General features: G+C 61.7%; 23 protein-coding genes. 4 read left to right on the top strand and 19 right to left on the bottom strand.

Features of this window, described 5'->3' with window-relative positions; all coding sequences use genetic code 11:
• Positions 1-245: 245 nt before the first annotated feature.
• The 15 genes from dtd to hutC form a co-directional block, all read right to left on the bottom strand.
• The gene (gene dtd / locus BMZ46_RS13205) at positions 246-683 is read right to left on the bottom strand and encodes a D-aminoacyl-tRNA deacylase (RefSeq protein WP_064592873.1); all 438 of its coding nucleotides are present in this window, start codon (positions 681-683) and stop codon (positions 246-248) included.
• The gene (gene pip, locus BMZ46_RS13200; protein WP_007952436.1) at positions 680-1,651 is read right to left on the bottom strand and encodes a prolyl aminopeptidase; all 972 of its coding nucleotides are present in this window, start codon (positions 1,649-1,651) and stop codon (positions 680-682) included. The genes dtd and pip overlap by 4 nt, the downstream gene beginning before the upstream one ends.
• A gap of 104 nt (positions 1,652-1,755) precedes the next feature.
• Positions 1,756-2,673 carry an alpha/beta hydrolase gene (locus BMZ46_RS13195; protein ID WP_074689542.1) on the bottom strand — a complete coding sequence of 306 codons (918 nt, stop codon included), beginning with the start codon at positions 2,671-2,673 and terminating at the stop codon, positions 1,756-1,758.
• A complete protein-coding gene (locus BMZ46_RS13190) occupies positions 2,673-3,620 on the bottom strand; it encodes a choline ABC transporter substrate-binding protein (RefSeq protein ID WP_039764732.1) in 948 nt (315 codons plus the stop codon). Before BMZ46_RS13190 ends, BMZ46_RS13195 begins: the two co-directional genes overlap by 1 nt.
• 246 nt (positions 3,621-3,866) lie before the next feature.
• Positions 3,867-4,667, bottom strand: coding sequence for an N-formylglutamate deformylase (gene hutG, locus BMZ46_RS13185; RefSeq protein ID WP_039764730.1), 801 nt, complete (start codon positions 4,665-4,667; stop codon positions 3,867-3,869).
• 10 nt (positions 4,668-4,677) lie between these two features.
• A complete protein-coding gene (gene hutI / locus BMZ46_RS13180) occupies positions 4,678-5,883 on the bottom strand; it encodes an imidazolonepropionase (protein WP_074689540.1) in 1,206 nt (401 codons plus the stop codon).
• 128 nt (positions 5,884-6,011) lie between these two features.
• Entirely contained in the window at positions 6,012-7,544 is a 1,533-nt protein-coding gene (gene hutH, locus BMZ46_RS13175) for a histidine ammonia-lyase (RefSeq protein WP_039764727.1), read from the bottom strand.
• A gap of 116 nt (positions 7,545-7,660) precedes the next feature.
• A complete protein-coding gene (gene hutH, locus BMZ46_RS13170) occupies positions 7,661-9,184 on the bottom strand; it encodes a histidine ammonia-lyase (RefSeq protein ID WP_074689538.1) in 1,524 nt (507 codons plus the stop codon).
• Positions 9,185-9,365: 181 nt separating this feature from the next.
• On the bottom strand, positions 9,366-10,196 hold the full coding sequence (locus BMZ46_RS13165; RefSeq protein ID WP_074689536.1) for a quaternary amine ABC transporter ATP-binding protein: 831 nt from the start codon (positions 10,194-10,196) through the stop codon (positions 9,366-9,368).
• Positions 10,193-11,044 carry an ABC transporter permease gene (locus BMZ46_RS13160; protein WP_007952475.1) on the bottom strand — a complete coding sequence of 284 codons (852 nt, stop codon included), beginning with the start codon at positions 11,042-11,044 and terminating at the stop codon, positions 10,193-10,195. Before BMZ46_RS13160 ends, BMZ46_RS13165 begins: the two co-directional genes overlap by 4 nt.
• Positions 11,045-11,128: 84 nt before the next feature.
• Positions 11,129-12,097 (bottom strand): ABC transporter substrate-binding protein, encoded by a 969-nt coding sequence (locus tag BMZ46_RS13155; RefSeq protein WP_039764723.1) that lies wholly within the window; start codon positions 12,095-12,097, stop codon positions 11,129-11,131.
• 70 nt (positions 12,098-12,167) lie between these two features.
• Positions 12,168-13,640: a purine-cytosine permease family protein gene (locus BMZ46_RS13150; protein ID WP_074689534.1), complete on the bottom strand. Its 1,473-nt coding sequence runs from the start codon at positions 13,638-13,640 to the stop codon at positions 12,168-12,170.
• A 77-nt stretch (positions 13,641-13,717) separates the two neighbouring features.
• Complete coding sequence (gene hutU, locus BMZ46_RS13145) at positions 13,718-15,400, bottom strand: urocanate hydratase (RefSeq protein ID WP_039764719.1); 1,683 nt, start codon at positions 15,398-15,400, stop codon at positions 13,718-13,720.
• 507 nt (positions 15,401-15,907) lie between these two features.
• The gene (locus BMZ46_RS13140) at positions 15,908-16,477 is read right to left on the bottom strand and encodes a HutD/Ves family protein (RefSeq protein ID WP_074689532.1); all 570 of its coding nucleotides are present in this window, start codon (positions 16,475-16,477) and stop codon (positions 15,908-15,910) included.
• A complete protein-coding gene (hutC, locus tag BMZ46_RS13135; RefSeq protein ID WP_170844914.1) occupies positions 16,474-17,184 on the bottom strand; it encodes a histidine utilization repressor in 711 nt (236 codons plus the stop codon). Before hutC ends, BMZ46_RS13140 begins: the two co-directional genes overlap by 4 nt.
• A 146-nt stretch (positions 17,185-17,330) precedes the next feature.
• Between hutC and BMZ46_RS13130 the strand changes: the two genes are divergently transcribed.
• A complete protein-coding gene (locus BMZ46_RS13130; RefSeq protein ID WP_074689530.1) occupies positions 17,331-18,695 on the top strand; it encodes a formimidoylglutamate deiminase in 1,365 nt (454 codons plus the stop codon).
• A 138-nt stretch (positions 18,696-18,833) separates the two neighbouring features.
• Here BMZ46_RS13130 and BMZ46_RS13125 read toward each other — a convergent pair whose 3' ends face one another.
• The gene (locus tag BMZ46_RS13125) at positions 18,834-19,403 is read right to left on the bottom strand and encodes a lipocalin family protein (protein ID WP_039764712.1); all 570 of its coding nucleotides are present in this window, start codon (positions 19,401-19,403) and stop codon (positions 18,834-18,836) included.
• A gap of 31 nt (positions 19,404-19,434) precedes the next feature.
• Positions 19,435-19,689: a hypothetical protein gene (locus BMZ46_RS13120; protein WP_007952486.1), complete on the bottom strand. Its 255-nt coding sequence runs from the start codon at positions 19,687-19,689 to the stop codon at positions 19,435-19,437.
• Positions 19,690-19,971: 282 nt separating this feature from the next.
• On the opposite strand from BMZ46_RS13120, the gene BMZ46_RS13115 reads away from it, so the two are divergent.
• The 3 genes from BMZ46_RS13115 to BMZ46_RS13105 all read left to right on the top strand — a co-directional run bounded on the left by BMZ46_RS13115 (position 19,972) and on the right by BMZ46_RS13105 (position 22,597).
• Positions 19,972-21,864: a methyl-accepting chemotaxis protein gene (locus BMZ46_RS13115; protein ID WP_217634494.1), complete on the top strand. Its 1,893-nt coding sequence runs from the start codon at positions 19,972-19,974 to the stop codon at positions 21,862-21,864.
• A gap of 131 nt (positions 21,865-21,995) precedes the next feature.
• Complete coding sequence (locus BMZ46_RS13110) at positions 21,996-22,268, top strand: type II toxin-antitoxin system Phd/YefM family antitoxin (protein WP_039764708.1); 273 nt, start codon at positions 21,996-21,998, stop codon at positions 22,266-22,268.
• Positions 22,265-22,597, top strand: a complete 333-nt coding sequence (locus BMZ46_RS13105) for a type II toxin-antitoxin system RelE/ParE family toxin (RefSeq protein ID WP_039764706.1) — start codon at positions 22,265-22,267, stop codon at positions 22,595-22,597. Before BMZ46_RS13110 ends, BMZ46_RS13105 begins: the two co-directional genes overlap by 4 nt.
• Positions 22,598-22,610: 13 nt before the next feature.
• On the opposite strand, the gene BMZ46_RS13100 is transcribed toward BMZ46_RS13105, so the two are convergent.
• Together BMZ46_RS13100 and BMZ46_RS13095 are read right to left on the bottom strand one after the other, a co-directional pair.
• Complete coding sequence (locus tag BMZ46_RS13100) at positions 22,611-23,213, bottom strand: DUF924 family protein (protein ID WP_074689526.1); 603 nt, start codon at positions 23,211-23,213, stop codon at positions 22,611-22,613.
• A 3-nt stretch (positions 23,214-23,216) separates the two neighbouring features.
• Positions 23,217-24,227: a class 1 fructose-bisphosphatase gene (locus BMZ46_RS13095; protein ID WP_065261556.1), complete on the bottom strand. Its 1,011-nt coding sequence runs from the start codon at positions 24,225-24,227 to the stop codon at positions 23,217-23,219.
• Positions 24,228-24,260 lie beyond the last annotated feature (33 nt).

Genomic DNA, 24,260 nt, shown 5'->3' with positions numbered 1-24,260 from the left:
CCGACCTTGCAGGACACCCTTGCCAAGTTGGCGAGCATTGTTCCGACTCCGCTGGGTCAAAATGATTCCCCAATCGGATCCGGACAAGTCTCTACCTAAGTCAAAATGGACCAACGAACGCTGATCCCCGTAGCGCGCGATTATCTAGTAGCCCGCGTGACAACGCATCAGGGGTAACAAAGTATTTATCGCGAAAATTCCCTGTTTTCAGTCGAAAAGCCCTTAAAAAGATGTTTCAAGCGCTTTCATGTCTGTAACAGGAAGGTTACCGGGCCATCGTTGACCAGGTGCACCTGCATATCCGCGCCGAATCTACCTGATGCCACTGTGCCATGCATCTGTTTCGCTTTGCTTAATAGATAGTCGAATAATTCTTCGCCCAGCGCCGGAGGGGCGGCGGTCGAGAAACTCGGGCGCAACCCGCTTTTGGTGTCGGCAGCGAGGGTGAACTGAGAGACCAGCAGCAACCCGCCGCCCACATCCGCCAGGGACAGATTCATCTTGCCCTCGGCGTCACTGAACACTCGATAGTTAAGCAGCTTATGCAGAAGTTTGTCGGCGCTGGCCGGCGTGTCGTCGGGTTCGACCGCCACCAGCACCAATAAACCCTGATCGACACTGCCGACCACCTCGCCCGCCACTTCGACCCGCGCGCCTTTCACGCGCTGCAACAGCCCCTTCATGCTTCTTCGGGCGGCAGGTCGAGCAGACGACGGGCCATTTTGCTGGCGGCGCGCACCAATGCATCGGTGATGCCCGGTTCCGAGGCAGCGTGGCCGGCATCGCGGATCACCTGCAGCTCGCTGTTCGGCCAGGCCTGATGCAGTTCCCAGGCGTTGTCGAGCGGGCAGATCACGTCGTAGCGGCCGTGGATGATCACGCCCGGCAGATGGGCGATCTTGCCCATGTCGCGAATCAGCTGGTTCGGCTCAAGGAACGCGTTGTTGGTGAAGTAGTGGCATTCGATCCGCGCAATCGACAAGGCACGCTGCGGCTCGGAGAAACGGTCGACCACCAGCGGGTTCGGCCGCAGGGTCGCGGTGCGCCCTTCCCAGGTCGACCAGGCCTTGGCTGCGTGCATCTGGGCGATCTGGTCGTTGCCGGTCAGGCGCTTGTGGAAAGCGCTGAGCAGGTCGTCGCGCTCGTCCAGCGGAATCGGCGCGAGGTAGTCCTGCCAGTAATCGGGGAACAGACGGCTGGCGCCGGCCTGGTAGAACCATTCGATTTCCTGCGGACGGCAGAGAAAGATCCCGCGCAGGATCAGCCCATGCACGCGCTCCGGGTGGGTCTGCGCGTAGGCCAGCGCCAGGGTCGAACCCCAGGAACCGCCGAACAGCACCCATTTGTCGATGCCCAGATGTTTACGGATGCGCTCGAGGTCTTCGACCAGATCCCAGGTGGTGTTGTTTTCCAGACTGGCGTGGGGCGTGGAGCGACCGCAGCCGCGCTGGTCGAAGGTGACAATGCGATACAGGTTCGGATCGAAGTAGCGGCGACTCTGGGCGTCGCACCCGGCGCCGGGACCTCCGTGGATGAACACCACCGGCAAACCTTCCGGTGAACCGCTTTCGTCGACGTACAGCGTATGGGTGTCATCGACGGCCAGATCGTGCCGTGCGTGAGGTTTGATCTGCGGAAACAAAGTCTGCATTGCGCGCTCCGTAAGGGGTCGAGGTCATCCCTGGGGGGACTTCTATTATTCTGCCGTCCGGCATCATAAACCCGATTTACGTCAATGAGCATGCCCGCGCGCTGTCACAATTTGTCAGCCATGAACCCCAGCAGGTTCTCAAAGAGACGATCGACCTCGGCGACCTGATGCCGCGCTCGCAGGCAGCCATGAACCAGCCCTTCGCCGTAATACAGCGCCGCGTCGACGCCCGCCGCATTCAGCCGTTCGGCGTAGCACACGCCGTCGTCACGCAGCGGATCGAACTGCGCCACGGCAATCCAGGCCGGGGGCAAACCGCTGAAGTCCCCGGCCAGCAACGGCATCGCATAGGCGTTCGGCTTGGCGGTGCCGCGCAGGTACAAGGCGTGATAACAGTCGAGATCGCTGCTGGCGAGCAACGGCGCATCGGCACATTCGCTGCGCGACGGTAACTGCTCGTCGCCTCCCAGCCCCGGATAGATCAAGACCTGCGCACCCGGCAGCGGCTCGCCGGCATCGCGCAGCGCCAGGCACAGCGCCGCCGCCAGATTGCCCCCGGCACTGTCGCCCGCTACCAGCATCCGTCCGGGATCGAACCAGAACGGCCCGCTGCGCAACGCGCGCCAGACGCTCAGGCAATCCTCGAAACCGGCGGGGAACGGATGTTCCGGCGCCAGCCGGTAATCCACCGCCACCACCATTGCCCCGAGCGCCATGGCCAGCTCGCAGCAGATGAAGTCATGGGAATCCAGCCCGCCGACCACCCAACCGCCGCCGTGCAGGTACAACACGCACGGCCAGCCACTGGCCGATGGCCGGACGGGCGGGCGATACGAACGCACCGCCACCCCGCTCAACTGGAAATCCACCACCTCCAGACCCGCCGGCCGTTCGGGCGTGAAGGCGCGGCACATGGCGTCATAGGATTTGCGCAATCCGCCGAGGCTGCTGTCCTCGCTGGCAAAGCCTTCGGTTCTGGAAACGAAGGCTGCCATCGACGGCGAAAGTGGATAAGTGCCCATCAGTTTTTCAGGCTGGCCTGAACCGTGGCCACGCCGTCCTTGCCATCGAAACTGCTGACACCCGCCAGCCAGCGTTGCAGGTCTTCGGGATGCTCACGCAGCCAGGTCTTCGCCACTTCCTGCGGCGTCTTGCGCTCCATGATCGGCACCATCAACTGGCTTTCCTGGGCGGCGGTGAAGGTCAGGTTTTCCAGCAGTCGATGAACGTTCGGGCAGCGCTCGGCGTAGTCCGGCGCGGTGACGGTGGAAACGGTGGCGGCGCCTTCGTTGGGGCCGTAGACGTCTTCACTGCCGGTCAGGTAGGTGATTTTCATGTTGATGTTCATCGGGTGCGGCGTCCAGCCGACGAACACCACGAACTCCCTGCGGTTCACCGCCCGCTGCACGGCGGCGAGCATGCCGGCCTCACCGGATTCGACGATCTTGAAATCCTTCAGGCCGAAATGGTTGGTTTCGATCATGGTCTTGATCGTGGTGTTGGCGCCACTGCCGGGCTCGATGCCGTAAATCTTGCCGCCGAGCTGATCCTTGAATTTCGCGATGTCGCCGAAGGTTTTCAGGCCTGCCGCCGCGACATAATCCGGAACCGCCAGCGTTGCCTGGGCGTCGGCCAGGCTGGGCTTGTCCATGACCTTGACCTGATTGGCGGCGAGGAATGGCGCGATGTTCTTGTCCATCGCCGGTTTCCAGTAGCCGAGGAAGATATCCAGACGCTTGTCGCGGATGCCGGCAAAGATGATTTGCTGCACGGCGCTGGTCTGTTTGCTTTCGTAGCCGAGGCCGTTGAGCAGCACGTCGGCCATGCCGCTGGTGGCGATCACGTCGGTCCAGTTGACGACGCCCATGCGCACGGTTTTGCAGGAAGCATCATCGGAAGCCATGGCGCCGGCGCTGAGCAGCGCACTGCCGGTCAGGATTAACGCACAACGAGTGAACAGTCTTTTCATGTGGGATCGTCTCGTGCGGCAGCGGGTTATTGTTCGGATCGGTGTCTTCTTGCACCGTGGCCGAAACATTACGCAGCAGACGAGCGGGAAAAGCGAACTGTGGCGACCGGGATTTGCACGGTGGCGACTTCTCCCGATCGTTCCCACGCTCCGCGTGGGAATGCAGCCCGTGACGCTCCGCGTCACTGGACGCGGAGCGTCCCTTGAGGCATTCCCACGCAGAGCGTGGGAACGATCACAGCTGACTCAGTTGTAGTGGTTTTTGCCCCAGGCGAGCAGCCCTTGCAGCAATTCCTTCAGCACCACCCGTGTCGGCTCCGCCAGATCGGCGCGGTAGCGGAACGGTTCGAACTCTTCCATGTAGGTGCACTGGCCCAGCTCCAGTTGCACAGCGTGGATGTTTTCCGCCGGGTTGCCGTAGTGACGGGTGATGTGGCCGCCCTTGAAGCGCCCGTTCAGCACATGGCTGTAAGCGTCGTGGCGGGCGCAGATCGCTTCCAGTTGCGTGGCCAACTGCGGATCGCAACTGGCGCCGTTGAAAGTGCCGAGGTTGAAGTCCGGCAGCTTGCCGTCGAACAGGTGCGGGATGATCGAGCGGATCGAATGCGCATCGAACAGCAACGCGTAACCGAACTCGGCCTTCAACCGCGCCAGCTCCTCCTGCAAGGTGCGGTGATACGGCGTCCAGATCTGCTCCAGATAGGTCGCACGCTCTTCTTTCGACGGCTCCTGGCCTGCCTTGAACAACGGAATGCCATCGAACAGCGTCGCCGGGTACAGCCCGGTGGTGGCGCCGGCGTACAGCGGTTTGTCGTCGGACGGCCGGTTCAGGTCGATGACGAACCGCGAGTACTCGGCCGCCAGAGTGCTGGCGCCCAGTTCGGCGGCGAAATCGTAGAGCTGCGGAATGTGCCAGTCGGTGTCCGGCAGGCTTTTCGCGTCCGGGATCAACCCGGCCTCGACCGCCGGGGTCAGGCGTACGCCGGCGTGGGGCATGCTGATCAGCAGCGGCACGCGACCTTGTTTGAAGTTCAGAACCTTATCCACAACCGCTCTCCTACAGACTTGATTCAACGCCGTGACGCACGACGCGTTTGTCCAGTTCACCACCGAGCCAGTACGCCAGATCCGCCGGGCGGTCGATCTGCCAGGCGACAAAATCGGCGACCTTGCCGACTTCCAGCGAACCGTGGGTCTCGGCCATGCCCAGGGCTTGTGCCGCATGAATCGTGGCGCCGGCCAATGCCTCTTCCGGAGTCATGCGGAAACAGGTGCAGGCCATGTTCAGCATCAGGCGCAACGACAGCGCCGGCGAGGTGCCGGGGTTGAGGTCGCTGGCGATGGCGATTTTCACCTTGTGTTTGCGCAGGGCGTCCATCGGTGGCAACTGGGTTTCGCGCAGGAAGTAGAACGCCCCCGGCAACAGCACCGCGACGGTATCGGATTCGGCCATGGCGATGGCGTCGGCTTCGTCCATGAACTCCAAGTGATCGGCGGACAATGCGTGGTAGCGCGCAGCGAGGCTGGAACCGTGCAGCGACGACAATTGCTCGGCGTGCAGCTTCACCGGCAGACCGAGTTTTTGCGCGGCGATGAACACCCGCTCGACCTGCTCCGGGGAGAACGCCAGGTATTCGCAGAACGCATCCACCGCATCGACCAGCCCTTCGGCGGCCAGCGCAGGGAGCATCTCGGCGCAGATGTGATCGATGTAATCGTCGGCGCGATCCTTGTATTCCGGCGGCAAGGCGTGGGCGGCCAGGCAGGTGCTGCGCACGCTGATCGGCAGCTCGGCGGCGAGGCGACGGATGACCCGCAAAATCTTGCGCTCGCTGGCCAGATCGAGGCCGTAGCCGGATTTCATTTCGACCGTGGTCACGCCGTCGCGCATCAGGCTTTTCAGGCGCTTGGCGGCGCTGGCGAACAGCTCGTCTTCCGAGGCTTCGCGCGTGGCGCGCACGGTGCTGGCGATGCCGCCGCCGGCGGCGGCGATCTCTGCATAGCTGACGCCTTGCAGGCGCTTCTCGAATTCGCCGCTGCGGTTGCCGCCGAACACGGTGTGGGTGTGGCAGTCGATCAGGCCGGGAGTGACCCAAGCGCCTTGCAGGTCATTGACCGCCGGGTATTCGCCTGACGGCAATTGGCTGCGCGGGCCGATCCACTCGATGAGTGCACCGGACGTCACGATGGCCGCATCCTCGATGATCGAGTAGACGCCTTGCGCCATGGTTGCGACGTGGCAGTGTTGCCAGAGGGTTTTCATCCCAAGTCCTCGTCTTGCGATCGTTCCCACGCTCTGCGTGGGAATGCAGCCCGTGACGCTCCGCGTCACTGGACGCGGAGCGTCCCTTGAGGCATTCCCACGCAGAGCGTGGGAACGATCAGTAGTGGTTAAAGGCTCGGCAGCAGTTTCGCCGGAACCAGCTCCGTCAGCACCCGCGAAGCCAGCAGTTCGGTCGCTGCATTGATATCCGGCGCGAAGAAGCGGTCCTTCTCGTAGAACGGCACTTCGCGACGCAGAATCCCACGGGCCTGTTCCAGTTTGGCCGAGGTCTTCAGGCCGTTGCGCAGGTCCAGGCCCTGCACCGCCGCCAGCCATTCCACCGCGAGAATCCCGCGAGTGTTCTCGGCCATTTCCCACAGGCGCTTGCCGGCGGCCGGGGCCATCGACACGTGGTCTTCCTGGTTGGCAGAAGTCGGCAGGCTGTCCACCGAGTGCGGATGGGACAACGCCTTGTTTTCGCTGGCCAGGGCCGCAGCGGTCACCTGGGCGATCATGAAGCCGGAGTTCACGCCTCCGTTGGCGACGAGGAACGGCGGCAGCTGCGACATGTGCTTGTCCATCATCAGCGAGATACGGCGCTCGCTCAGGGAACCGATTTCGGCAATGGCCAGCGCCATGTTGTCAGCGGCCATGGCCACTGGTTCGGCGTGGAAGTTGCCGCCGGAAATCACGTCGCCTTCGGCCGCGAACACCAGCGGGTTGTCGGATACGGCGTTGGCTTCGATGGCCAGCACTTCGGCGGCCTGACGGAACTGGGTCAGGCACGCGCCCATGACTTGCGGCTGGCAACGCAGCGAGTACGGGTCCTGCACCTTTTCGCAGTTCTGGTGCGAGTCGGAGACTTCGCTGCGCTCGCCCAGCAGATCGCGGTAAGCGGCAGCGGCGTCGATCTGGCCTTTCTGGCCACGGGCGGCGTGGATGCGCGCATCGAACGGCGAACGCGAGCCCAGCACCGCTTCCACCGTCAGACCGCCCAGCGCCAGCGCGCCGGCGAACAGGTCTTCACCTTCGAACAGACCACGCAGTGCGAATGCGGTAGAAACCTGAGTACCGTTGAGCAGCGCCAGACCTTCTTTGGCCGCCAGGGTCAGCGGGGTCAGACCGGCGACTTTCAGCGCTTCGGTCGCTTCCATCCACTCGCCCTTGTAGCGCGCCTTGCCCTCACCCAGCAGCACCAGCGACATGTGCGCCAGCGGCGCGAGGTCACCGGATGCACCGACCGAGCCTTTCAACGGAATGTGCGGATAGACCTCGGCGTTGATCAACGCGATCAGCGCATCGATCACTACGCGACGAATCCCGGAGAAACCACGGCTGAGGCTGTTGACCTTGAGCACCATGATCAGGCGCACCAGCTCATCGCTGATCGGCTGGCCGACGCCGGCGGCGTGGGACAGCACCAGCGAGCGCTGTAGGTTTTCCAGGTCTTCGCTGGCGATGCGAGTCGAGGCCAGCAGGCCGAAACCGGTGTTGATGCCGTAGGCGGTGCGGTTTTCCGCGAGGATCTGCTCGACGCAGGCCACGCTGGCTTCGATCTGCGCGCTGGCGCTGTTGTCGAGGGTCAGCTTGACCGGGTTCTGATAAACGTCACGCAGTTGGGCCAGGCTCAGTTGGCCGGGGATCAGGTTCAGCGCAGTCATTTTGTGCTCCTTTTGAGAGTTTATTGTTAACTCGCCAGACGCTCCGGAGATGTCCGTTGTCCGTCGCGTCTGCCCTTTTGGGGAGCCGCGCCTTGGCACGCTGGCGTGGGTAGTTTTCAGTGCAAATTCGGTAATGCGTTGTGCAGCAGATCCGTGTCTTTCAGAACGTTTGCAGCTGCGGCGATATCCGGCGCCAGCCAGCGATCCTGATCGTAGGCCGGGACCTTTTCGCGCAGCAGTCGCCAGGCGGTATCGGTGCCGGCGCCGAAGCGCTGTTCCTTGAGAAATTCAAACGCCTGGGCCGCCAGCAGGTACTCGATGGCGAGGATCTGAGTGCAGTTTTCCAGCGCGCGATGCAGCTTCAGCGCGGCGTTGGTGCCCATGCTCAAGTGATCTTCCTGCAGGCCCGAGGTGACGTAGTTGTCGAGCACCGCCGGCTGCGCCAACTGGCGGTTTTCCGCGCACAGCGACGCGGCGACGTATTGCACGATCATCATCCCGGAGTTCACCCCCGGATTGGCCACCAGGAATGCCGGCAGACCGCTGACGTGCGGGTTGATCAGGCGATCCAGACGCCGCTCGGCAATCGATCCGATTTCAGCCATCGCAATCGCCAGCAGATCCGCCGCCAGCGCCACCGATTGCCCGTGCGGGTTGGCCTGGGACATGACACGGAAGTCATCCGGCGTGCCCAGCAGCAACGGGTTGTCGGTGCAGCCGTTGAGCTCGGTTTCGATCTGTTTGATCGCGTGTTCCAGTTGATCGCGGGCGGCGCCGTGCACCTGCGGGATCGAGCGGATGCTCAAGGCATCCTGAGTGCGAATGCCTTTGCTCGCCGCGATCACTTCGCTGCCATCGAGCAAGGCGCGCAGATTGACGCCGACCTGCTGCATGCCCGGATGCGGTTTGAGCGCAATGATCTCGGCATCGAACGCGGCGATCTGGCCGCGCTGGGCTTCGAAACTCATGGCGCCGATCACGTCGGCCCATTGCAGCAGACGTGTGGCGTCGGCAATCCCCAGGCAACCGAGGCCGGTCATGCACGGCGTACCGTTGACCAGGCACAGACCGTCCTTCGCCCCGAGCTGAACCGGTTGCAGGCCCTCTTCGGCCAGCGCCTGCTGTGCAGACACGATCTGCCCGCGATAGCTGACATTGCCCACGCCCAGCAGCGCGATGCCGATGTGGGCCATGTGGGTCAGGTAACCCACCGAACCCTGGGACGGCACTTGCGGGGTGATGCCGCGATTGAGCAGCGCCAGCAGCGCTTCGACCACCCGGCGATGAATGCCGGATTTGCCGTGGCTGTAGTTGCGGATCGCCGAGCACAGGATGGCGCGGGTCTGCTCATCGGCCAGTACCGGACCGACGCCGCAGGCATGGCTGAGCAAGGTGTTGCGCGACAGCTGGCTGAGCTGTTCGTCTTTCAGCGAGACGTTGCACAGCGCACCGAGCCCGGTGTTCACGCCATAGGCGCGCTCGCCGCTGGCGACGATGCGCTGGACGATGCCCTGCGCGTTTTCAATGCGCGCCCAGGTCTGCGCCGACAGCTCGAGCTGCGCGCCGTGACGAGCGACTGCGACCACATCCTGCCAACGCATCGGGGCGTCGGCGATAACGATTTTTTCAGCCTGGGACATCTAAAACCTCATTAACCTGATCGTTCCCACGCTCTGCGTGGGAACGCCGCCTGGGACGCTCCGCGTCCCGCTCTCACCGCAAGACTCAAGTCCTGCGCAATGGTGACGCGGAGCGTCACGGTATGCATTCCTACGCAGACGGTTCGACGCCTCGACGTGGGAACGAGCCTGCCGTAAACCTTTAAACCACAGCCGCCCGCCGCTGCACGAAACGGTCGACATACTCGTCCGCCGGCGAATGCAGGATCTCTTTCGGCGTGCCGACCTGGATCAGGCGGCCGTCCTTGAGGATCGCGATGCGGTTGCCGATGCGCACGGCCTCGTCGAGGTCGTGGGTGATGAAGACGATGGTCTTGTGCAGGGTCTTTTGCAGCTCCAGCAACTGGTCCTGCATCTCGGCGCGGATCAGCGGATCCAGCGCACTGAACGCTTCGTCCATCAGGATGATGTCGGTGTCCGCCGCCAGGGCGCGGGCCAGACCCACACGTTGGCGCATGCCGCCGGAGAGCTGGTGCGGGTATTTGTTTTCGTAGCCCTTGAGGCCCACGGTGTTGATCCAGTGCAGCGCGCGTTCGGCGCACAGTTGCTTGGTCTCGCCGCGCACTTTCAGGCCGTAGGCGACGTTGTCGAGCACGGTCTTGTGCGGCAGCAGGCCGAAGCTCTGGAACACCATGCTGATCTTGTGCCGACGAAATTCGCGCAAGGCGTCCATGTCGTATTGCAGGATGTCCACGCCGTCCACCAGGATCGCGCCGCTGGTCGGGTCGATCAGGCGGTTGAAGTGGCGCACCAGGGTCGATTTGCCGGAGCCGGACAGGCCCATGATCACGAAGATCTCGCCGGTGCCGATGCTCAGGGACAAATCGTTGACCCCGACCACGCAACCGGTTTCGTTCAGCACCTGATCCTTGGTCTTGCCCTGGCCGACCATCGTCAGTGCATCCTTGGCGCGGTTGCCGAAAATCTTGAAGACGTTTTTGACTTCGATCTTGCTCACGGTTGCGTTGCTCATTTGCTCACCTCATGCCGTGGCCGACCATACGCCTGGGTAATGCGGTCGATGACCACTGCGAGAATCACGATCGCCAGACCGGCTTCAAGGCCGCGTCCGACGTTGAGGGTCTGAATGCCCACCAGCACATCTTCACCCAGACCACGGGCGCCGATCATCGAGGCGATCACCACCATCGACAGGGCCATCATGGTGGTCTGGTTGATCCCGGCCATGATGCTCGGCAGGGCCAGCGGCAGTTGCACGCCGAACAGTTGCTGCCAGCGGTTGGCGCCGAAGGCGTTGATCGCTTCCATCACTTCGCCGTCAACCTGGCGGATGCCCAGATCGGTCAGGCGGATCAGCGGCGGCGCGGCGTAGATCACGGTGGCGAAAATCGCCGGCACCTTGCCCAGGCCGAACAGCATCAGCACCGGAATCAGGTACACGAAGCTCGGCATGGTCTGCATGATGTCGAGCAGCGGCATCAGCACCGAACGCAGGCGATTGCTGCGCGCCGAGAGAATCCCCAGCGGTACGCCGATCAGCACCGAAATGACCGTCGCCACCATCATCAGCGCGAGGGTCTGCATCAACTTGTCCCACAGACCGACAGCGCCGACCAGGAACAACAGACCGACGATCACGGCGGTGGTCACGACTTTGCGCGTCGCATGCCAGGCCACGACGCCGACGATGGCCAGCATCAACCACCACGGCGCGGCGCGCAGCAGGCCTTCAAGATTGACGATGGCCCACAGCAGGGTGTCGGAGATATGACGGAACACATCGCCGTAGTTGGTGACCAGCGCATCGACCCAACCGTTGACCCAGTCGGCGATGGAAAAGGTAAAGCTTTCGGGAAACATAAGCGGCTCTCAATCAGGAAACTCAATCAAGCGATTGCGGCGAACACCCCGGCCAGCCTCTCGGTTGGCCGGGAGGAATTCGACCTACAGCGCCGCGTCGATTTTCTTGGCAGCGTCTTCACTCACCCACGCATGCCAGACCTCAGGATGTTCCTTGAGGAAGATTTTCGCCAGTTTTGGCGACTCGATACGTTCCTTCGCCATGCGGCCCAGGTTCTGGTTCAGCAGGTCGATCGGCAGGTTGACCTTTTCCAGCACGGCCACCAGTTCCGGCGCTTGCTCGTGGAAGGTCTTGGACAGACCGACCTTGATGGTCACGGTCTTGTCGACGCCCGGTTTTTCTTCCAGTTTCACTGCGTCGATCTGGCCCATCAGCGGGGTTGGCGACCAGTAGTAGAACAGGATCGGCTCGCCACGCTTGTAGCTCGACAGCACCGCCGCATCCAGCGCCGGACCGGTGCCCGGACGGAAGTTGGTGTAGCTGTTTTCCAGGCCGTAGCTTTTCAGCATTTCGCTGTTGTCCAGCTCGCAGGTCCAGCCGGCCGGGCAGTTGTAGAAGCGGCCCTTGGAAGGCTCTTCGGCGTCCTTGAAGATGGCGGCGTATTTGCCCAGGTCGGCGATGTTTTTCAGGTCCGGCGCCTTGGCTTCGATCTTGCGTTTGGCGTCGCCTTCGATCACGTAGCGCGGCACGTACCAGCCTTCGATCGCACCCACCACCGGGGCGCCGACACCGACGACCTTGCCGGCCTTCTCGGCCTTGTTCCAGACCTCGCTGCGGCCGACCCATTCTTCGGCGAAGATCTGGATGTCGTTGCTGCTCAGGGCGTTTTCCATGGTGATGGAGTTGCCCGGCAGGCTGTCGGTCTTGCAGTCGTAACCTTTTTCCAGCACCACTTGCAGAACGTCGGTCAGCAGCATGCCGCTTTCCCAGTTCAGGCCGGCGAATTTCACCGGTTTGCCGGACTCGCACCAGCCAGCGGCCTGGGTCGCGCCGGCGCTGGCCAGCAGGCCCATGGAAAGCAAGGTGGTCAGCAGGGTCTTGTTCGATTTCATTGTTGTGACGCTCCTAATCATGAATTGGCTTACGGCAGTCAAGAGGCATCCAGCCCTGTCCACGTCCAAATCAGGCCTGCGCCGCAGCGCGACCGGCCCCGCTTGTTTTAGGTTGTACAACGCTGTCCTGCTCGACGGGCAGAATCAGTCGATCGGGTACGGTGCCGTGCCATTTTTTCGCGCAGACGTAGTACAGCGCTGCGGGCAGCACGAGACCGATGATCCAGGAAATATCCACATCCCCCAGGGCCGCCACCAATGGACCGGTATAGAACTTGGTGGAAATGAACGGCAGTTGCACCAGCACCCCGAACACGTAAACGCTGATACCGAGGATGTTCCAGCGGCCGTAGCGACCGTTCGGATCCGCCAGTGCCGGCACGTCGTAGCGCTCGCGGGTGATGCAGTAGTAGTCCACCAGGTTGATCGCACTCCACGGCGTGAAGAACGCCAGCAGGAACAGGATGAAGGACTTGAACGCACCGAGGAACGAATGCTGGCCGAGCAGTGCGATCAGGGTCGCCGCGCCGACGATCACCAGCACGAACACCAGACGCTGCATGCGGGTGACCGTCAGGTGGCCACGGAAGCCGCTGATGATGGTCGCGATGCACATGAAGCTGCCGTAGGAGTTCAGGGTGGAGATGGTGACCTTGCCGAACGCGATGCTGAAATACAGCAGCGCGGCGGTGGCACCGGTCCCGCCCAGACCGACGATGTAGGCGACTTCATGACCGGCGAATTGCCCGTTGGCCGAAGCGGCCGCGAACACACCGAGGATCATCGCCACCTGCGCACCAATCACCGAACCGGCACCGGCGGCGAAGAAGGTTTTCACCGAAGACACCTTGCTCGGCAGGTAACGCGAGTAGTCCGCCACGTAAGGGCCGAAAGCGATCTGCCAGGAGGCCGCGAGCGACACCGCCAGCAGGAAACTGCTCCAGCTGAAGTGGCGGATTTCCAGAAGTGCGCCGACGTCCACCTGACTCATCAGACGGCTGAACAGGTATACGAAAGCAATCACGCCAATGGCACTGGCGATGCGGCCGATCCAGTGAATCACCCGATAGCCAAGCACCGTGACCACGACGATGACGCTGGCGAAAAGCAGGATGCCAACGGTATCGCTGACCCCGAACAACTGGCCCAGCGCCTGACCGGACAACACCGTTCCGGTGGCGGTGAAGCCGAGGTACATCAGGCACACCAGCACGATCGGAATCGCCGCGCCGTAGACGCCGAACTGCACCCGGCTGGAAATCATCTGCGGCAGGCCAAGCTTCGGCCCTTGCGCTGCGTGCAGCGCCATCACCCCGCCGCCCAGCAATTGACCGATCAGCAGACCGATCAACGACCAGAACACATCGCCGCCCAGCACCACGGCCAGGGCCCCGGTGACAATCGCGGTGATTTGCAGGTTGGCACCCATCCACAGGGTGAACTGACTGAACAGACGACCGTGTCTTTCCGCTTCCGGGATGTAGTCGATCGAACGCCTTTCGATCAACGGTTTACTGCCTGCACGATCGGTGTTGCCCGCCATGATTCAACCTCTGTGGATTGTTCTGGTTATTGTTGTTGTGGCCCTGTGGGAGCGAGGGTGCCCGCTCCCGCAGATGTTCACTTGCCGGTGATCATCGGCAGGTTCAGCCCTTGTTCCTTGGCGCAGTCGATGGCGATCTGGTAACCGGCATCGGCGTGACGCATGACGCCGGTGCCCGGGTCGTTGTGCAGCACGCGAGCGATACGCTCGGCCGCTTCGTCAGTACCGTCGCAGACAATCACCATGCCCGAGTGCTGGGAGAAGCCCATGCCGACGCCGCCGCCGTGGTGCAGGGACACCCAGGTCGCACCGCTCGCGGTGTTCAGCAGCGCGTTGAGCAGCGGCCAGTCGGAGACGGCATCGGAGCCATCCTGCATCGACTCGGTTTCACGGTTCGGACTGGAGACCGAGCCGGAGTCGAGGTGGTCGCGACCGATCACGATCGGCGCCGACAGCTCGCCGCTGCGCACCATTTCGTTGAACGCCAGACCGAGCTTGGCGCGCAGGCCCAGGCCGACCCAGCAGATACGCGCCGGCAGACCCTGGAAGCTGATGCGCTCACGCGCCATGTCCAGCCAGTTGTGCAGGTGGGCGTCGTCCGGGATCAGCTCTTTGACTTTGGCGTCGGTCTTGTAGATGTCCTGCGGATCACCCGACAGTGCAGCCCAGCGGAACGGGCCGATGCCACGGCAGAACAGCGGACGGATGTAGGCCGGTACGAAGCCTGGGAAATCGAATGCGTTTTCGACGCCTTCTTCCTGAGCCATCTGACGGATGTTGTTGCCGTAGTCGAAGGTCGGCACGCCCATCTTCTGGAAGTCGAGCATGGCTTTGACGTGCACGGCCATCGATTGCTTGGCGGCCTTGACCACAGCGGCTGGCTCGGTCTTGGCGCGGGCGCGGTATTCGTCCCAGGTCCAGCCGGCCGGCAGGTAACCGTTGAGCGGGTCGTGGGCGCTGGTCTGGTCGGTGACCATGTCCGGGCGCACGCCGCGCTTGACCAGTTCCGGAAGGATTTCAGCGGCGTTGCCGCACAGGGCGATGGAAACCGCCTTGCCTTCGGAGGTGTATTTGGCGATGCGGGCCAGCGCGTCGTCGAGGTCTTTGGCCTGCTCGTCGACGTAGCGGGTCTTGAGGCGGAAATCGATGCTGATCTGCTGGCATTCGATGTTCAGCGAGCAGGCACCGGCGAGGGTCGCGGCCAGTGGCTGGGCGCCGCCCATGCCGCCGAGGCCGGCGGTCAGGACCCACTTGCCGGTGAGGTTGTCGTTGTAGTGCTGGCGACCGGCTTCAACGAAGGTTTCGTAGGTGCCCTGGACGATGCCCTGGCTGCCGATGTAGATCCAGCTGCCGGCGGTCATCTGGCCGTACATGGCCAGGCCTTTGGCGTCGAGTTCGTTGAAGTGTTCCCAGGTTGCCCAGTGCGGCACCAGGTTGGAGTTGGCGATCAGTACGCGCGGGGCGTTGCTGTGGGTCTTGAACACGCCGACAGGCTTGCCCGATTGCACCAGCAGGGTTTCGTCTTCGTTGAGATTGGTCAGGCTCTCGACGATCTTGTCGTAGCACTCCCAGTTACGCGCAGCGCGACCGATGCCACCGTAGACCACCAGTTCTTTCGGGTTCTCGGCGACTTCCGGGTCGAGGTTGTTCATCAGCATGCGCAGCGGCGCTTCGGTCAGCCAGCTCTTGGCGGTCAGCTTGTTGCCGCGGGCGGCACGGATTTCGACGTCACGAAACTTAGTGGTTTTGTTGTCAGTCACGAAAAAGACTCCTCAGCGATCAATTCAAACCAACCCTGGCAGTGGGCAAGCAGCCTGTGCGCCTCAGTGCGCGACAAGCGAATCAGTGGACGCTGCGGAGAGTCTCGATCGACTCATACGCATACGTCTTTACTTGTACATACAAGAATATGCAATCGAGCGGCCAACTTGTTGGAGGGCTGTTCAATAAAAATTCCGAACAGGGCTGCAGAGCGCCTGAATCAAGGGCTCTGGCGTCCATGAAATTTTTCGCGGGGTGGATAGAGGGTGGCGAGAGGTTGTTACGAAAGCGTGGTTCTGCGCCACGCTGGGGCGTTCGGTAACAAGTTGGTGCGCATTTCGGGAACGTCGGGACGAAAAAAAACCGCTGCTTTAAAAGCAGCGGTTTTTGATCGTTCCCACGCTCTGCGTGGGAATGCATTCCGTGACGCTCTGCGTCACAAAGCGGACGCGGAGCGTCCATGGCGGCATTCCCACGCGGAGCGTGGGAACGATCAGAAGGGAGGATCAGCGCGGGGACAGTTCGATCACGCAGCAGCCGGCATTGACGGCAATCTCCGTCAGCCCGGTGTTACCGTCCAGTTGCAGGCAGTCATGCCGGCCGAGTTGCGACGTACGGTCACCGACCGTGACCTCCAGCAGCTCGCTGACGCTGAAGATCAGCACGGTGCTCGCCGAACTGAAAAACCGCTGCTCGCCGTCCAGCCATTGCAGGCGTGCGCTGTAACGCTGGGGCGAGTAGATCAGGTTGAAGTCACGGATCGCGCCGCCGAGCAAAGTGCAGGACACCTGGCTTTCGCCGCTGAAGGCAAACGGGTCGAGGGGTAACAACGGCCGGGTATCGTCGCCGTCGACACACAGGGTCATGCCGTCACCCTGCAACACCGTGATGACCCGCTGGTAACCGGCGAAGGTCGAAAAGCCGCCGGATTCGGCGATGTCGGCAATCGACAGGCGCCAGCCAAAACCGTCGAGGCCGGCGCCGGCGTCACGGGTGATTTCCTCGGTGCTGCCGCCGCCGTTTTTCCACGGCATGCGCGGGTAGCCTTCAGCGCGTAAAACTTTCACTTCACTCATTTATGGAACCGACCTTCCAGACGATGACGGGAACCGGGGTGGATCAGGCGTGCCGCTGTCACCGGCTGACGACCCGACCACGTACGACGGCGGATCAGCAGGCACGGCTCGCCTTTTTCGATCTGCAGCAATTTGCATTCGGACGCTTCGGCAAGGATCGCTTCGACCACGTGCTCGCCTTCGGTCAGCGGCGCGACCTGGTTCAGATAGGCGTAAGGCGTTTGCAGGGTGAAGTCCTGCTTGAGGTATTCCGGGGCGACCAACGCATTGACGAAGCGGTCTTCGATTTGCACAGGAATGTCGTTTTCGTAATGCACGATCAGCGAGTGAAAGACCTTCTGCCCTTCGCGCATGTCCAGCGCCAGCGCGCGTTCGGAACCGGCAGCCTCTTCTTCCAGAGTGATTACCTGACAGGTGTGGCGATGGCCACGGGAGGCGATTTCGTCGGCGATGTTGTGCACTTCGAACAGCGCGGACTGGCTCTTCGGTTCAGCAACGAAAGTGCCGACGCCTTGCATGCGCACCAGCAGACCGTCGGCGGTCATTTCCCGCAGTGCGCGGTTGATGGTCATGCGGCTGAAGCCCAGTTGGCTGACCAGCTCGCTCTCCGACGGCACGCGGTAATGGGGCGGCCAGTTACCGCTGTCGATCTGCTGGGTGATCATCTGTTTGACGCGGGCGTACAAGGGCGCCGGACTGTCGCCCATGTTCGCGGCCAACGGGGAGACTGGAGGCGGAGTCGGCACGGTGGATCCCTGTTCATTGGATGAAAGTTGCTAGCTTGCCGGAGTTTACCGGGCAGGCAAACGTCTGTATATGTATATACAAATAACACACGATGGGGTGCTGAACCATGTCCGCCTTCTTTGCCGAACGCGCGCTGCTGCCTAACGGATGGGCCAACAATGTACGTCTCGAGGTCAGCGCCGATGGCGTTTTGACCCGAATCCAGGCCGATTCCACCGCAGATGGCGCCGAACGGTTGAGCGGTCCGCTGCTGCCGGGGATGCCGAATCTGCACTCCCACGCGTTCCAGCGAGCGATGGCGGGACTGGCGGAAGTGGCCGGCAATCCCAACGACAGTTTCTGGACCTGGCGCGATCTGATGTACCGGCTCGTCGGAAAAATCAGCCCCGACCAGCTCGGGGTGATTGCCCGTCAGCTGTACATCGAAATGCTCAAGGCCGGTTACACCTCGGTCGCCGAATTCCATTACGTCCACCACGATAACAACGGCCAGCCTTACGCCGACCCGGCCGAGCTGGCGTTACGCATCAGCCAGGCGGCCAGCTCGGCCGGCATCGGTCTGACGTTACTTCCCGTGCTCTACAGCCACAGCGGTTTCGGCGGCCAGACGCCGAACGAAGGCCAGCGCCGTTTCATCAACAGCACCGAAAACTACCTGAAGCTGCAATCGCGCCTGCAACCCCTGCTGGCGCAGCAAAAGGCGCAGTCGCTGGGCCTGTGCTTCCACTCGTTGCGCGCGGTCACACCGCAACAGATCAGCGAAGTACTGGCGGCCAGCGACCAGCAATGCCCGGTGCACATCCACATCGCCGAGCAGCAGAAGGAAGTCGATGACTGCCTGAGCTGGAGCGGTCGTCGCCCGCTGCAATGGCTGTACGAAAACACCGAAGTCGATCAGCGCTGGTGCCTGGTGCACGCGACCCACGCCAACCCGGAAGAAGTCACGCTGATGGCCAAGAGTCGCGCCATCGCCGGCCTGTGCCTGACCACCGAGGCCAACCTCGGCGACGGGATATTCCCGGCGGTGGATTTCCTCGCTCAGGGTGGGCGCATGGGGATTGGCTCCGACAGCCATGTGTCGTTGAGCGTGGTGGAAGAATTGCGTTGGCTGGAATACGGCCAGCGTCTGCGCGATCAGCGGCGCAATCGCTTGTATGGCGCGGATCAGCCGATGGTTGGCCGCACGTTGTACGACGCGGCGCTGGATGGAGGTGCTCAGGCGCTGGGCCAGCCGATCGGTGCGCTGGAGGTCGGCAAGCGTGCCGACTGGATTGTGCTCGATGGCAGCGATCCGTATCTGACCACGGCCAGCGGTGACGGGATTCTCAATCGCTGGCTGTTTGCCGGTGGCGATCGTCAGGTGCGCGACGTGCTGGTCAACGGTCAGTGGGTCGTGCGCGAGGGGCGACATGCCGGGGAGGAGGACAGCAATCGCGCCTTCACCCAGGTCCTGCGAGAGCTTTTGGGCTGACACAAAACCTCTGTTACTGATCGTTCCCACGCTCTGCGTGGGAATGCAGCCCGGGACGCTCCGCGTCCCAAAAGCGGACGCAGAGCGTCCATTGAGGCACTCCCACGCGGAGCGTGGGAACGATCAGAACAGGAGAAGTCAGTTGGACGTTTTGGCCATCTGCTGATCCGACGCCCGCCAGATCAGACGCGTGGTGTCATAACCCTGCTGGCGCGCCTTGCTCAGCAGTTCCTCACGCACCACACCGTTGACGGTCGGCGTGCGGGACAACAGCCACAGGTAGCGACGACTCGGGTCGCCCACGAGGGCGGTCTTGTAGTCATCGCTGACGTACAGCACCCAGTATTGACCCTTCGCCACACCCGGAATCAGGCGCGAGAACCAGGTATCGAACTCGACCCACAGCTTGTCGGTCTTGCCCGGCACCTGTGGATAAGCCGTGCCTTTGACCTCTTCCCACTTCCAGTCTGCCGTCAGACAGCGGTTGTACACCGCGATATTGCCGTCGGGCTTGAGCGAGTAACGGGCTTCGGATTGCGCGCAATTGCGCTGGAAGTACATCGGCAGACGCGCCAGCTCGTACCAGGTGCCCTGGTAACGCTTGAGATTGACACTGTTGACCGTCTTCGGCGCCAGCGGATCTTCACCGGACGTGGCGCAGCCAGCCAATACCAGGCCGGCAAAAAGGACAAGCAATAACCGCTTCATTGTTTTTCTCCCGTGGGCGCGAAGCCCCGGTTTACTTCAGGCCTTGGCCGGAAAACATCAGCACTTTGTCACCGGCGTACTGCACGCTGATAAAGCTGTTCTTGTCGCCCCAGGTGCAACTGGACATGCCCAGCGCGCCCGAGCAATCGGTGGGCTTGCCGAGCAGCGTCTCGACTTCGGCCTTGGCCATGCCGGCCGAGAGCTTCGAATAGTTTTCCTGATTGACCTTGCTGCATGCGGCCAACAGCACGCAAAACGACAGAAGGGCGATAGATCGCAGCGACATGGTGTAACTCCTGGAGCGGAAGGGGGATGGCCTGGCGCCAACCAGAAGCTTAGAAGAGAAAACCCCTGTCTGGTTCCCTGGCAGACCGGCTATTTGTTCGCCCGCTCGTCCGGCATTCATCGGTAAATCAGACACTTTGTGGGGCTATTGAGCATTTCGTCGACTTTCACAAAAGCCGCCTAATCTTTGGCGCGCCACGGTCGAAATAAGTGCAGCGCAAAGCCCGATAGTGTGGCAAATTGCCGCCCTTTCTTGACCAGCCCCTTCGCGGTAGCTCTCTTAATGACCAGAAACATGAAATTCAGCCACAAGATCTTGTTGGCTGCCGCCCTTGTGGTGGCCGTTGCATTCGCCTGTTTCATTTTGTTCAACGACTATCGCCAGCGCGAAGCCCTGCAAAGCAGCACCGAAGCGTCGATGCAGGAACTGGGCAGCCTGACCACCAGCAACATCCAGACCTGGCTGGAAAGCCGCATCCAGTTGCTGCAATCGATGGCGCAACAGGTTGTCGCCGACGGCAACGCCCCGGCCAGCCTGAAACGCATCATCGACCTGCCCGCCTACACCGGCAATTTCCAGCTCAGCTACTTCGGCGGCGCCGACGGTGTGATGTTCTCGGTTCCGGCCGGCAACCGCGCACCGGATTACGATCCGCGCGCCCGTGGCTGGTACAAGGCCGCCAACGCTGCGCAACAGACCATCGTCACCGAACCGTACATCGCCGCCTCGTCGGGCAAACTGGTCATCACCGTCGCCACCCCGGTGCAGCGCCAGGGCCAGATGATCGGTGTGGCCGGCGCCGACATTGATCTGTCGAGCGTCAGTGCGATCATCAACTCGCTGAACTTCGGCGGCCACGGTCACGCGTTCATCGTCGGTGCCGACGGCAAGATCCTGATCCACCCGGACAGCAAGCTGGTGCTCAAGACCCTGGCCGAGGCCTACCCCAACGGCGCGCCGAAAGTCAGCCCGGGTCTGAAAGAAGTCGAGTTCGACGGCAAGACCCAACTGATCTCCTTCACCCGCGTCAACGGCGTGCCGTCGGCCGACTGGTACGTCGCGCTGGTGCTGGACAAGGACACCGCGTTCTCGATGCTCAGCGAATTCCGCACCTCGGCGCTGATCGCGATGGTCATTGCCGTAGTGATCATCATCGCCCTGCTCGGCATGCTGATCCGCGTCCTGATGCAGCCGCTGCTGACCATGGGCCGCGCCATGCACGATATCGCCGAAGGCGAAGGTGACCTGACCAAACGCCTGACCATTCACGGCAACGATGAGTTCGGCGCACTGGGCACCTCTTTCAACCGTTTCGTCGAGCGCATCCACACTTCGATCCGCGAAGTGTCGTCGGCCACCGGCCAGGTCAACGAAGTCGCCCTGCGCGTGGTCGCGGCGTCGAACTCGTCGATGTTCAACTCCGACCAACAGGCCTCGCGCACCAACAGCGTGGCCGCCGCGATCAACCAGCTCGGCGCCGCCGCCCAGGAAATCGCCCAGAACGCCGCCCTCGCCTCGCAACATTCCAGCGATGCGCGCAGCCTGGCCGAAGACGGCCAGCAGGTGGTGGATAAAACCATCCACGCCATGCAACAGCTGTCGGCGAAGATCAGCGACTCCTGCGGCAACATCGAAACCCTGAACAGCAACACCGTGAACATCGGGCAGATTCTGGAAGTGATCACCAGCATCTCCCAGCAGACCAACCTGCTGGCGCTCAACGCCGCGATCGAAGCGGCCCGTGCCGGTGAGGCCGGTCGCGGTTTCGCCGTGGTCGCCGACGAAGTCCGTAACCTGGCGCACCGCACCCAGGATTCGGCGCAGCAAGTGCAGAAGATGATCGAAGAGCTGCAGGTCGGCGCACGTCAGGCGGTCGGCATCATGACCGAGAGCCAGCGTGAGAGCGAAAGCAGCGTCGGCATCGCCAACCAGGCCGGCGAACGCCTGGGCAGCGTGACCCAGCGCATCGGCGAGATCGACGGCATGAACCAGTCGGTGGCGACCGCGACGGAAGAGCAGACGGCGGTGGTCGAGTCGATCAACGTTGATATCAACGAGATCAACACGCTGAACCAGGAAGGTGTGGAGAACTTGCAGGCGACTTTGCGGGCTTGTGCGGATCTGGAGCAGCAGGCTGCGCGGTTGAAGCAGTTGGTTGGCAGCTTCCGAATCTAAGTCGTTCGAAGCCGTCTTCGCGCTTGAACCCGCGAAGACGGAACAACGCTAGACACGCTTGTCACCTCAGACTGACTCAGGACTGAATTAAGACTAAACTCAGTCCTAGTCCACTCAGCGAGGCGCAGCCCGTGAAGCTTTCATCCCAGATCAAACCCATCAGCTACCTGAAAAGCCATACCGCCGAAATCGTCAAAACGATTAGCGAAAGCCGTGAGCCGCTGGTGATTACCCAGAACGGCGAAGCGAAGCTTGTAGTCATGGACGTCAAAAGTTTTGAAGAGCAGGAAGAAACAATGGCTCTGCTCAAACTGCTTGCCATGGGAAATCGAGAAATTGAGGAAGGCAAGTACAGGGACGTTGAAGACGTTTTCGCAGAGTTGGACAGGATCGACCCCCAATGAGTTTGAAGGTCGTTATTCTTCAGTCCGCCGAAACAGATCTCAAAGATCTTCGCACCTACCTCATCAAACAGTTCTCACCTCAAACCTGGCATAGCACTTATGCCAGCTTGAAGATCGCTATTCGCAGTCTCGCATCCTTACCCTATTCAGGTTCCATTCCCGAAGAAATAGAAAGGCTGAACCTTGGTCAATATCGACAAGTCATCTCTGGCTTGAATCGCATCATTTATGAAGTCCGAGAGCAAACCATCTATATCCATATCATCGCCGATACGAGAAAAAACCTGCCTGCACTCTTGATGAAGCGTTTGCTTCAAGGCAATCCGTGAGTCTGATGCAGCTTCAGAAACTCGACCCCGGCTGCGAAAGAAACTCCAGCTCCTCAACCGTAGACTCCCGCCCCAACACCGCATTGCGATGCGGAAACCGTCCAAACCGCGCAATCACCTTCTGATGCCGCTCGGCATAATCCAGGTTGTCGGCAAACACCCCACGCTCCGCCTCCGGCTGCTCAGCCACCAGTTCGATGAATCGCGAGACCGCTTCATTCTGCACCGCGAGGTTTTCGCAGTGTTCGAAGACGAGGTAAATGAAGAGTCGCTGGATCGGTTTCAACTGCCGATCGAAGTCTGCGGCAATCCCCTGAGCCACCAGTTTCTGTGCCCGTAGATCACCGGAAAAAGCCTTGGGCGTATCGCGAAAGATCATTCGCGGGAGTTGGTCGAGCAGCAGCACCAGCGCCAGCCAACCTTCGGGATGTTGCGTCCACTCGGCCAATTCGCCAGCGAGGGCCTGATCGACAAAGACCCCGAAACGCTCACGCGCTTCGAGGTCCTGGCTGTCTTTCTTGCCAAACCACAACTTGCCCTTTTCAGCCGTTACATCCTTTGCCGATTCGGCATGACCGAACCACCAATCGAGCAACGGCTGCCAGGGCGCGGTCATGGTTTATTCCTTGTGGTAAGCCGTGGCGCGGGCGACTTCTTCTTTCGAGCCGAGGAACACCGCTACGCGCTGGTGCAGGCCTTCAGGCTGAATATCGAGGATGCGCTGGTGGCCGTCGGTAGAAGCGCCGCCCGCCTGTTCCACCAGGAACGACATCGGGTTGGCTTCGTACATCAGGCGCAGCTTGCCCGGCTTGGATGGCTCGCGGCTGTCGCGCGGGTACATGAACAGACCGCCACGGGTCAGGATGCGGTGCACGTCGGCAACCATCGCCGCGACCCAACGCATGTTGTAGTTCTTTTTCAGCGGGCCTTCTTCACCGGCCAGCAGCTCCGAAACGTAGCGCTGTACCGGAGCTTCCCAGTGACGCTGGTTGGACATGTTGATGGCGAATTCCTGGGTGGATTCAGGAATGGTGATGTCTTCGTGGGTCAGCACGAAGCTGCCCATTTCGCGGTCCAGGGTGAAGCCCTTGACGCCATTGCCCAGGGTCAGGATCAGCATGGTTTGCGGACCGTAGATCGCGTAACCGGCAGCCACCTGCTGGGTGCCTGGCTGCAGGAAAGCCTTTTCATTCAGGGCTTCGTTCTGGCTCAGGTATTCGTTCGGGCAGCGCAGCACGGAGAAGATAGTGCCGACCGGGGCGTTGATGTCGATGTTCGACGAACCGTCCAGCGGGTCGAATACCAGCAGGTAGGCGCCTTTCGGGTATTTGCCCGGGATCTGGTAGGCATTGTCCATTTCTTCGGACGCCATGCCGGCCAGGTGACCGCCCCACTCGTTGGCTTCGAGCAGGATTTCGTTCGACAGCACGTCGAGCTTCTTCTGCACTTCGCCTTGCACGTTTTCCGTGCCCATGCTGCCCAGAACACCGCCCAGGGCGCCTTTGGACACGGCGTGGCTGATTTCTTTACAGGCGCGCGCCACCACTTCGATCAGGAAACGCAGATCGGCAGGAGTGTTGTTGCTGCGGGTCTGCTCAATCAAATAGCGACTCAGGGTAACGCGGGACATGGACGGCTCCGGTGGAATGGGGGGCTAAAAACC

Source organism: Pseudomonas sp. NFIX49, assembly GCF_900115915.1.
In the GTDB taxonomy this organism is placed as follows: domain Bacteria; phylum Pseudomonadota; class Gammaproteobacteria; order Pseudomonadales; family Pseudomonadaceae; genus Aquipseudomonas; species Aquipseudomonas pharyngis.
Note: the sequence above shows the minus strand (reverse complement) of the source record. Positions and strands in the feature narration are given on the sequence as shown.